At 66.7% G+C, this 9,115-nt stretch carries 12 protein-coding genes and 1 tRNA gene; all 13 read right to left on the reverse strand.

The genetic code is table 11. The features are described 5' to 3' along the window. Positions 1-39: 39 nt before the first annotated feature. Complete coding sequence (gene idsA3, locus C448_RS12790; protein ID WP_004055406.1) at positions 40-1,083, reverse strand: geranylfarnesyl diphosphate synthase; 1,044 nt, start codon at positions 1,081-1,083, stop codon at positions 40-42. Further along, positions 1,080-2,426, reverse strand: a complete 1,347-nt coding sequence (locus tag C448_RS12795; RefSeq protein WP_004055407.1) for a ribonuclease J — start codon at positions 2,424-2,426, stop codon at positions 1,080-1,082. Before C448_RS12795 ends, idsA3 begins: the two co-directional genes overlap by 4 nt. 168 nt (positions 2,427-2,594) lie before the next feature. After that, entirely contained in the window at positions 2,595-3,338 is a 744-nt protein-coding gene (locus C448_RS12800) for an isopentenyl phosphate kinase (protein WP_004055408.1), read from the reverse strand. 154 nt (positions 3,339-3,492) lie between these two features. Then, the gene (gene mvk, locus C448_RS12805; protein WP_004055409.1) at positions 3,493-4,476 is read right to left on the reverse strand and encodes a mevalonate kinase; all 984 of its coding nucleotides are present in this window, start codon (positions 4,474-4,476) and stop codon (positions 3,493-3,495) included. 128 nt (positions 4,477-4,604) lie between these two features. Beyond that, entirely contained in the window at positions 4,605-5,366 is a 762-nt protein-coding gene (gene rpsB, locus C448_RS12810) for a 30S ribosomal protein S2 (RefSeq protein ID WP_004055410.1), read from the reverse strand. Continuing rightward, positions 5,363-6,562 (reverse strand): phosphopyruvate hydratase, encoded by a 1,200-nt coding sequence (gene eno, locus C448_RS12815; RefSeq protein ID WP_004055411.1) that lies wholly within the window; start codon positions 6,560-6,562, stop codon positions 5,363-5,365. The genes rpsB and eno overlap by 4 nt, the downstream gene beginning before the upstream one ends. Further along, positions 6,559-6,738, reverse strand: coding sequence for a DNA-directed RNA polymerase subunit K (locus tag C448_RS12820; protein WP_049916348.1), 180 nt, complete (start codon positions 6,736-6,738; stop codon positions 6,559-6,561). Before C448_RS12820 ends, eno begins: the two co-directional genes overlap by 4 nt. A 5-nt stretch (positions 6,739-6,743) precedes the next feature. Then, positions 6,744-6,935: a DNA-directed RNA polymerase subunit N gene (locus C448_RS12825; protein ID WP_004055413.1), complete on the reverse strand. Its 192-nt coding sequence runs from the start codon at positions 6,933-6,935 to the stop codon at positions 6,744-6,746. A gap of 16 nt (positions 6,936-6,951) precedes the next feature. Beyond that, positions 6,952-7,347, reverse strand: a complete 396-nt coding sequence (locus tag C448_RS12830; RefSeq protein ID WP_004055414.1) for a 30S ribosomal protein S9 — start codon at positions 7,345-7,347, stop codon at positions 6,952-6,954. A gap of 7 nt (positions 7,348-7,354) precedes the next feature. Then, a complete protein-coding gene (locus C448_RS12835) occupies positions 7,355-7,789 on the reverse strand; it encodes a 50S ribosomal protein L13 (RefSeq protein WP_004055415.1) in 435 nt (144 codons plus the stop codon). Continuing rightward, positions 7,786-8,136 (reverse strand): 50S ribosomal protein L18e, encoded by a 351-nt coding sequence (locus C448_RS12840; RefSeq protein WP_004055416.1) that lies wholly within the window; start codon positions 8,134-8,136, stop codon positions 7,786-7,788. The genes C448_RS12835 and C448_RS12840 overlap by 4 nt, the downstream gene beginning before the upstream one ends. 18 nt (positions 8,137-8,154) lie before the next feature. After that, positions 8,155-8,239 (reverse strand) — tRNA-Leu (locus C448_RS12845). A gap of 126 nt (positions 8,240-8,365) precedes the next feature. Continuing rightward, complete coding sequence (locus C448_RS12850; RefSeq protein ID WP_004055417.1) at positions 8,366-9,112, reverse strand: DNA-directed RNA polymerase subunit D; 747 nt, start codon at positions 9,110-9,112, stop codon at positions 8,366-8,368. Positions 9,113-9,115: the final 3 nt, after the last annotated feature.

A 9,115-nucleotide genomic window follows, 5' to 3' on the forward strand; every position in this document is an offset into this window, starting at 1 on the left:
TACGGCCCGCCGATCCCTAAATCGTCCGCTTCCTCGGGGTCAGTAGCCGCGTTCGATAAGATACTCCGCCAGCCCGGCGAGCAGTTCGTGTGCCTCGTTGTCCGGCAGCACGTCGAGCCGGGACTTGCCGCGCTCGACAAGATCGCGACTCAGCGTTCGCGCGTACTCGATGCTGCCGGCCTCTTCGAGCGTGGCGACGGCAGCGTTGATCTCGTCTTCGGTGACGGCATCGAGGTCGTCGGTCGCGACGAGTGATTCGACATCGACGCCCTGCTCGCGGGCGTGCAGCGTCACCGCCGTTCGCTTGCCCTCGACGAGATCGCTGCCGCGCTGTTTGCCCAGCTGTTCGCTCGGCACCGTCAGATCGAGCACGTCGTCGCGGATCTGGAACGCACGGCCGACATCGAGCCCGTACGCACCGAGCGCGTCGGCGGTCTCCTGATCCGCGCCGAGCAGGAGCGCCGGGATCCGCGCGGCCGCCGCGTAGAGCACCGCCGTCTTCTGCTCGACCATGTGGATGTACTCGTCGGTCGTGACCGCTCTGCGGCGCTCGAACTCGACGTCGAGCGACTGGCCCTCGCAGATGCGCGTGCAGGTCTGTGCGAGCTCCGAGAGCGCCTGTACCATGCGCTCGGGTCGGCCGCCGGTTTCGAGCATGAACTCGAAGGCCTTCGAGTAGAGCGTGTCGCCGGCGAGGATCGCCGTCTCGGTGTCGAATACCCGATGGACGGCCGGAACGCCACGCCGGAGGTCGTCGTCGTCCATGATGTCGTCGTGGATCAGCGTGAACGACTGGATCGTCTCGATGCTCGCCGCCGCCGCCATCAGATCGATCTCGTCGCTCCCGTCGAGCGTCGACATGGCCTCGTACCGTTCGTCGGTGACGTCGCCATCGAGCAGCGCTTCGGCGACCAGCAGCGTCACGACCGGCCGGAGCCGCTTGCCGCCGGCGTCGAGCAGATGACGCGAGGCACGGTAGAGCCGCTCTGGCTCTTCGATCGGCAGTCGCTCGTCGAACGCCGCGTTGACGAGCTCCCGCCGGCTCTCGACGGCCGCTTTCACCGCTGGCGCCGGCGCGCTCATTCCACCAGCGAGATGACGTTGCCGTTGCGCGTCGCGTGGAGGTCACGACCCATCCGGTAGCCCTGACTCTCGGCGAGGTCAACGTAGCGCGCGAGATGCTCCATGTCGTTGTGCGCGGGGATCACGTGCTGGGGCTGGATGGCATCGAGCATCTGGTAGTGACCCTCCTGGGACATGTGGCCCGACACGTGGACGTCGTCGTAGATGCGCGCACCCTGCATTCTGAGGAGCTGTTCGGACTGGTAGCGCTGGCCCTCGTTGGTCGGCTCGGGGATGATCCGTGCCGAGAAGATCACCTTGTCGCCCTCGTCGATCTGGTAGGGTGTCTCGCCGCGACCCATCCGAGTGAGCATCGCGCGCGGCTCACCCTGATGACCCGTGACGATCGGCAGGAAGTTCTCCTTGCCCTCGTTCATGATTCGCTTGAACGTCCGATCGACGGACTGGCGATGGCCGAACATGCCGAGGTCGTCGGGGAAGTCGACGAAGTCGAGGCGTTCGGCAGTGCCGGAGTATTTCTCCATCGATCGGCCCAGCAGCACGGGCTGGCGACCGATGTCCTTGGCGAACTCGACGATGGAGCTGACGCGGGCGATCTGGCTGGAGAAGGTGGTGGCGACGATCCCACCGTCGTAGTCCTCCATGCTGTAGAGGACGTCCTTGACGTGATTGCGCGCGTGTTGCTCGCTCGGGGTGCGGCCCTTGCGACCCGCGTTCGTGCAGTCCTCGATGTAACAGAGCACGCCCTCGCCCTCGCGGCCGATCTCGCGGAAGCGATCCATGTCGATCGGGTCGCCGATCACCGGCGTGTGGTCCATCCGCTTGTCGAGCCCGTAGATGATCGAGCCCTCCGGCGTGTGGAGCACGGGGTTGATCGCGTCGATGATCGAGTGGGTGACGTTGACGAACTCGAGTTCGAGCCCGTTGCCGATCGCCATCGAGTCGCCAGTGTCCATCTTGACGAGGTCGTTGTCGACGCTGAACTTCTCCTCCGATTCGACCTGCTGTTTGACCAGTTCGATCGTGAACGGCGTCGCCACAACGGGTGCGTCGTAACGATGGGCCAGTTTCGAGATGGCCCCGATGTGGTCGAGGTGGCCGTGGGTCGGGACGATGGCCTGGACCTCGCCGTCGAGGTCAGACATGACCCTGTCGTCGGGGATCGCGCCCATGTCGATCAGGTCGAGACTGTGCATTCGCTCGGTCTCGACGTTGTCGTGGATGAGCACCTTCGAGAGGTTGAGCCCCATGTCGAAGACGACGATGTCCTCGCCCGCCCGCACGGCCGTCATCTGCCGGCCCACTTCCTCGTAGCCGCCGATTGTCGCGATATCGATTTCCATAGTTGTTGCTCCCGAGCCGCCCGCGGAGTACATGAAGGACTGGCTGGCCGGTCACGTGACCCGCCCGCCCGCCCCGAACCGCACCCGGGGCGGTCTCTCGGATAGGTGGGGGTATGGGCAGGGGTGGTATAAACTCCGTGGGTCACTGCGCAGTGTAGAAACCGTCGCTCAGCCGACGCGCGTCCCGGGTGACTCGCCGTCGAGAAATGCCTCCAATCCGTCCAGCCCGAACACCGACGCCGGCGCATCCATGTCGAGCAGCGCCCGGACCTTCGCGGCCATTCCTCCGGTGACGTCGGTCGCGTCGCTCCCGCCGAGCGCCGCCCGGACCGTGGCGAACGACTCGATACGATCAATGACTCGGCCCTCTTCGTCGAACACGCCCGGAACGCCCGCACACAGTCCCACGCGTTCGGCGTCCAACTGTTCGGCGAGCTCCACGACGAGTTCGTCACCGCTCACGACCGTGACGCCAGCCCCCGTGTGAGCGATGACGTCCGCCTGCACCGTCGGCACGAACCCTTCGGAGAGCATTGTCTCGACCGGTGTCGACAGCGAGAGCTCGCCATCGCCGTCGCGCGCAGCGGTCGAGAGGGGGTGGACCGGCAGCGCAGGAACGTCGCGCTCCTGGAGGGCGGCGAGCACCGCGTCGTTCAGTCGTCGCATCGCGTCGTGGACCGCGAACGCACCGGCGACGTCGTGGCTCCCCGCTTCGCTGCTGATGCCGTGCTCGCTGGCGTGGTGATGGCCGAAACTCCCGCCGCCGTGGACGAGCACCAACTCTCCGTCGTAGTCCGTGATCGCTGCAGCCGCCCGGGCGAGATGTTCCTCGTCGAGCGTCTCCGGGCGCTGCTTGTCGGTGATGACGCTCCCGCCGAGCTTGAGAATCACGGTCATTCCGCTTCGCTCCATTCCCTGCCGTTTGCTCGTGGTTCGAAAGGCGCTTCGCGCCTTTCGTCATCTCGGAAGACCTGCGGTCTTCCGATGACTCTTCGAAGTGCCGAAGGCACTTCGAGATCACGAAACGGGTTCGCCGTTTCGAACGACTTCGCTCGCAAAGACAGCGTCATCCGTCCTCCCGGCGCACGCCCTCGAAGTCGAGTTCGGCGCGGAACGACTCGACGCAGCCCGGCGTGTAGCCGAGCGCCGTCCGACTGGCCTCGCTCTCGTCGAGCGCGACGATGCAGCCACCACCGCCCGCGCCGGTCAGTTTCGCGCCGTGTGCGCCCGCCTCGCGGGCGGCCCACACCATCGCGTCGAGCGAGCGCGACGAGACCCCGAGCGCACTCAGGAGGCCGTGATTGACGTCCATCAGCCGCCCGAGTTCGGCGATATCGCCTTCGTCGAGCGCGCGCTCGCCCCGGCGGACGAGATCGCCGATGGCTTCGACCGTATCGGCGGCGAAATCGTACTCCTCACGGAGTGCGCGCACGCCCGCGACCAGTTCGCCGGTGTCGCCCGCACCGCCGTCGTAGCCGATGACGAAGGGGAGATTCGGCGCGTCGAGCCGTCGGCAGTCGTCGCCCTCGACACGGACCGCCCCGCCCATCGCCGAGCAGAACGTGTCCGCGCGCGAGGCCTCGCCGCTCTGGACCTCGCGTTCGACTCGATAGGCGCGCTTGGCGAGCTCCTCCGTCGAGAGTTCGATCCCGAGTTCGCGCGTCGCGGCGTCGATGCCCGCGACCGCGACCGCTGCCGACGAACCGAGTCCCGCGCCGAGCGGGATGGCGCTCTCGATGGCCACGTCGAAGCCCACATCGGGCGAATCGGCCGCGTCACGAGCCTGTGCGACCGCACCGTCGACGTAGCCCGTCGCGGCCTGGACCAGCGACTGCGGGACGTCCACGTCGGGCGCACCGTCGCCGCCGTACTCGACGGTGAACCCATCGAGAGTGAGATCGCCGGCATCGACCCGAAGCCGACCGTCCGAGCGCGCCGACACCTCGACCGTCGCGCGGCGCTCGATGGCACAGGGCACTGCGGGTTCGCCGTAGACCACCGCGTGCTCGCCGAAGAGATAGACCTTCCCGGGGGCGCTTGAAACCGCCATGCGCGTTCTCTGCGGGCGAGCCTAACAGTCGTTGCGAATGCATCGGCTACCGTCCAATCGATTCTCGAAGTGATGAAAGAGTGCCGTAAGTCGCTATCGTCGAACGCCGGTCCGCCCGTGATCGGTTCTCAGATGCCTTCCTCGAAGTCCTCGAGCGCGTAGCCCGGATCGCCGCCGGTGCGGTCCACGGTTTCGTTGGCGAGCAGCCAATAGACGACCGAGAGTGCCCGTCGACCCTTGTTGTTCGTCGGCACGACGAGATCGACGTTGCTCACGGAGTTGTTCGAGTCACACATCGCGATCACCGGGATACCGACGGTGACGGCCTCCGTGACGGCCTGTGAGTCGCCGATCGGGTCGGTCACGACGAGCACGTCGGGCTCGATGTAGCCATCGTAGTCGGGATTCGTCAAGGTGCCCGGGATGAACCGTCCTGTCCGGGCGCGCGCACCGATCGCGTCGGCGAACTTCTCGGCCGGGAACCGACCGTATTGACGCGAGGAGGCGACGAGCACGTTCTCGGCGTCGTAGTTCGACAGGAAATCGGCCGCCGTGCGGACCCGCTCGTCGGTGCGCCCCACGTCGAGGACGTAGAGCCCGTCCGTTCGCACGCGGTGGATGAACCGCTCCATGTCCTGGGTCTTCTGCTGGGTGCCGATGTGAACGCCAGCGCCCAGATAGTCCTCGACGGGGATGAGGAGGTCGGCCTCCTCGTCGGCCATCACGTCCTCGTCGAAGGTTGGACCCGTGTCGGTGTCCGATTGGTCGTCGCTCGATTCGTCTCTGACGTCTGTGTCGGGGTCCTCGGCGGGATTCGCGCCGGCCTCGCCGGTCGGCTCCTCCTCGATCTCCGTTTCGGCCGCTTCGAGACCCTCTTCGTTGTCGCTCATGCGGTTTCCTCGATTCTGATGAGTTCGTTCAGTTTCGCTGTTCGCTCGCCGGCGACCGCGCCCGTCTTGATGAACGGGGCGTCGGTCGCCACGGCGAGGTGTGCGATCGTCGTGTCCTCTGTCTCGCCCGACCGGTGAGAGATCACCGGCGTGAGACCGTTCTCGACGGCGAGTTCGACGGCATCGACGGCGTCCGACAGCGTCCCGATCTGGTTGGGTTTGACGAGAATGGCGCTCGCCGAGTCGACCTCGATGCCGCGTTCGAGGCGCTCGACGTTCGTCACGAACAGATCGTCGCCACAGATCAGCGTCTCGTCGACCCGATCGGTGAGCTCGGCGAAGCCCGCGAAGTCCTCCTCGTCGAGTGGGTCCTCGACGTACGCGAGATCGTACTCGTCGGCGAGCTCGGCGACGTACTCGATCTGCTCGTCGGGCGTGCGCTCGGTATCGCTGTACTGATACACCCCGTCGTCGGCGTCGTACATCTCCGCCGCGGCCACGTCGAGGCCCATGCTGATCGCGAAGCCGACCTCGTCGGCCACCCTGTCGGTCGCTGCGGCGACGACCTCGAACGCCTCCTCGTCGTCGATGCTCGGTGCCCACGCGCCCTCGTCCCCCTTCGCGGCCGGCACGCCACGATCGGCGAGGATCTCGCCGACCGCCTCGTGGACCGCCGCGTTGGCGAAGACCGCATCGGTGGCGCTCGGCGCGCCGATCGGCACGGCGAGGAACTCCTGGATATCTGTCGCGTCGGCCGCGTGCTCGCCGCCGCCGATGACGTTGCCGAGCGGCGTGGGCAGCTCGTCGCCGCGGAACGCGCCGCCGAGATGCTGATACAGCGGCGCGCCGAGCGTGTCGGCGGCCGCCTTCGCTGCGGCCATCGAGATCGAAACGGCGCTGTTCGCGCCGATCGTCGAGAAATCGTCGGTGCCGTCGGCGGCGCGCAGCGCCGCGTCGATCGAGCGCTGATCGCCGGCGTATACCTGCCCCTCGATGCGCGGGACGGCGTGCTCGCGGGCGGCCGCGATCGCCTCACCGGCGGGCGGCGAAGTCGCCTCGTGAGCGCCCGTACTCGCCCCGCTCGGGGCAGCCGCCCGGCCGAACCCACCGGATTCGGTCGTGATCTCGGCCTCGACGGTCGCGTTGCCGCGCGAGTCGAGTATTTCGCGGAGGCGGATCTCGGTGACGAGCGTCATCGCTCACCCCGCTTGACGGTGAACGGCAACACGTCGGCGTCGTACTCCTCGGCCGCGATGAGGATCGGCTCGGTGCTCTCGGTCCCCACCAGCACGGGCGCGCCGTAGGCGATCTGGAGCGCTCGCGCACCGATGATGCGTGCCTTCTCGTAGCGGTTGTAGCGTTGGCTTGCCATCGACATCACTGATAGGGAGCCACGATGTCCACGAGGTCGGTGTGCGAGACGAGCATCCGCCGACAGCAGTGGCGGTCCACCCCGAGATCGTCGAGGACGTCGCTCGGATCCTCGCCCTCGTCGACGCGGGACTCGAACGCTTCCCAGTGCTCGCCGACGACGTTACCACACGTGAAACACCGGACCGGGACCATCATAACTATCGACCACCCATCAGCGGTAGGATTTCTGGTAGCGTGCCCGTGCGCCCGGACCGCCCCACTTCTTGGATTCGGACTGGCGGACGTCGTTGACCAGCAGCGACCGGTCGAACTCCATGTACGCGTCACGGAGTTCGGCATCGTTCGAGTGCTGCACCAGCGCGCGCGCGATCGCCGTCCGCACCGCGTCGGCCTGTCCGACCGTCCCGCCGCCGCGCACGTCGACCGAGATGTCGACGTCCTCGCGCTGCTCGTCGGCGATGCGGAACGGTTCGAGCATCTTCAGCCGCGCGAGCTCCGGTTCGGCGAGTTCGACGGGCTGTGCGTTGACGCGCACGCGACCCTCGCCGTCCGAGACGGTCGCGCGGGCGATGGCGGTCTTCTTCTTTCCTGATGTGTTCGTTACCATGAGTGTATCACCACGTGACGTTCGCGCCCAGGTTCTCGCTGACGTCGCCGAGCTGGACGAACTTGATGTTCGAGAGTCGATCCAACGACGTCCCATCCAGGATCTCGGCGTCGGCATCGAAGGGATCGCCGATGTAGACCCGGATCCCCTCGAACGCCTCGCGACCGCGCGGGCGCTTGTAGGGCAGCATGCCACGGATCGAGCGCTTCATGATGCGATCCGGGCGTTTCGGGTAGTACGGCCCGCTGTCGGAGCCGAGCTCGGCGCGCGTCTCGAAGACGTCCATCACGTCGTCGTCGCTGCCGGTGATGATTGCCTCCTCGGCGTTGACGATCGCGATCGTCTCGCCGTCGAGGGCGCGCTCGGCGACCTGACTGGCAACGCGACCGAGGATGCAGTCGCGCGCGTCGATCACGATGTCGGGCTCGAATTCGGCGCTCATCGGATCACCCGTACGTCGGCTCCCTCGGGATGCCGTTCGAGCGCGTCCTCGAGCGTGAGCGGTTCACCGACCTGTTCGATCTTCGTCTCGGCCGTGCCCGAGAAATCGACCGCCGCCACGGTGACGGGCTTTTCGAGCACGCCGCTGCCCAGCACCTTGCCGGGGACGACGACCGTCTCGTCTTCGTTCGCGTAGCGTTCGATCCGCCCGAGGTTCACCTCGGCGTACGTCCGCCGGGGCTTTTCGAGGCGGTCGGCCACCGTCTGCCAGACGGGGCTATCCCGTTCGCTGGCGGCCGACTGTAACTCGGCGATGAGACTCGTGAGTCTCGGGTTCGTTTTGTTCATAAGTTGTCTGAGAAACCATGCAGGGAGCAGGATTCGAACCTGCGAACTCCTACGAGACAGCGCCCTGAACGCTGCGCCGTTGACCTGACTTGGCTATCCCTGCACGCGAATTCGTTTTTCTCCCGTCCCCACAAACCAGTTTCGGTCGCCGACACACCGCTCGGCGTCGCCACCGCTGGCTCGCCGACCGTCGGCACGCGCGCTCGCGACTGGTTCGTGGGGCGATCGATCACAGTTGGACGGCCTCGCTGAGTTCGGTCGCGCGCGCGTCGAGCGAATCGACCGCCGCGAGCACCAGCTCCTCGACGCTCATCGAGCCGTCCGTCTCGACGTCGAAGACGAACGCGTTCGGCACGTCCTGCACGTCGAGTTCTTTCCCGGGATAGCGCTCGGTGAGGTCGTTGTCGAACTCCTCCGTGGGGATCAGCTCACCGTCGTCCTCGATCACGCCACGGAGGATGTTCGGCTCCTCGTCGGCGAACTCCTCGCGGTCGCCGACGACGTCCACAGTTTGAAGATGACGGTAGCCGACGGCCACGGCACCCTGATGTTTGGCGTGGCTCTTCCCGGTGTCGAGAACGGCGTCGGCCTCGACTTCGAGGCGCTGGTCGTCCTTGAGCTCGATGATGGGAACGTTCTGCTCGGCGGGTTCGACCATCGAGTCCATGCTCTGGAGATCGCCCGAGTAGGCCGTGTCGGGCCCCGACACGTCGAGGCCGAGGGTGACGCTCTCGCCCATCTCGAACTCGTCGGGCGGTGTGGCGAGGGGCACCATCCCCAGGCGATGGCCGATCTGCTCGTCGAACATCACCGAGGAGTTCTCGACCACCCGGACGGTGTCGATCGAGAGGGTCGGCACGTCCGCGACCATCGCTCGGCGGATGCCGTTGGCGAACGCGGGCGTGATCCCTCGCACGAGAAAGCGCGCCGCGCGTTCGTCGTGGTCGACGAACTCGACGTCGTACTCGGTGCTCATCGG

The organism is Halococcus morrhuae DSM 1307 (genome assembly GCF_000336695.1).
Taxonomy (GTDB): Archaea; Halobacteriota; Halobacteria; order Halobacteriales; family Halococcaceae; genus Halococcus; species Halococcus morrhuae.

Bases quoted from the DNA above. Each gene is read 5' to 3' on its own strand.
- idsA3 (WP_004055406.1), bottom strand. From the start codon at position 1,083: ATGAGCGCGCCGGCGCCAGCGGTGAAAGCGGCCGTCGAGAGCCGGCGG.
- C448_RS12850 (WP_004055417.1), bottom strand. From the start codon at position 9,112: ATGAGCACCGAGTACGACGTCGAGTTCGTCGACCACGACGAACGCGCG.
- C448_RS12830 (WP_004055414.1), bottom strand. From the start codon at position 7,347: ATGGTAACGAACACATCAGGAAAGAAGAAGACCGCCATCGCCCGCGCG.
- C448_RS12820 (WP_049916348.1), bottom strand. From the start codon at position 6,738: ATGGCAAGCCAACGCTACAACCGCTACGAGAAGGCACGCATCATCGGT.
- C448_RS12835 (WP_004055415.1), bottom strand. From the start codon at position 7,789: ATGAGCGCCGAATTCGAGCCCGACATCGTGATCGACGCGCGCGACTGC.
- eno (WP_004055411.1), bottom strand. From the start codon at position 6,562: ATGACGCTCGTCACCGAGATCCGCCTCCGCGAAATACTCGACTCGCGC.
- C448_RS12795 (WP_004055407.1), bottom strand. From the start codon at position 2,426: ATGGAAATCGATATCGCGACAATCGGCGGCTACGAGGAAGTGGGCCGG.
- mvk (WP_004055409.1), bottom strand. From the start codon at position 4,476: ATGGCGGTTTCAAGCGCCCCCGGGAAGGTCTATCTCTTCGGCGAGCAC.
- C448_RS12840 (WP_004055416.1), bottom strand. From the start codon at position 8,136: ATGAACAAAACGAACCCGAGACTCACGAGTCTCATCGCCGAGTTACAG.
- rpsB (WP_004055410.1), bottom strand. From the start codon at position 5,366: ATGAGCGACAACGAAGAGGGTCTCGAAGCGGCCGAAACGGAGATCGAG.
- C448_RS12800 (WP_004055408.1), bottom strand. From the start codon at position 3,338: ATGGAGCGAAGCGGAATGACCGTGATTCTCAAGCTCGGCGGGAGCGTC.
- C448_RS12825 (WP_004055413.1), bottom strand. From the start codon at position 6,935: ATGATGGTCCCGGTCCGGTGTTTCACGTGTGGTAACGTCGTCGGCGAG.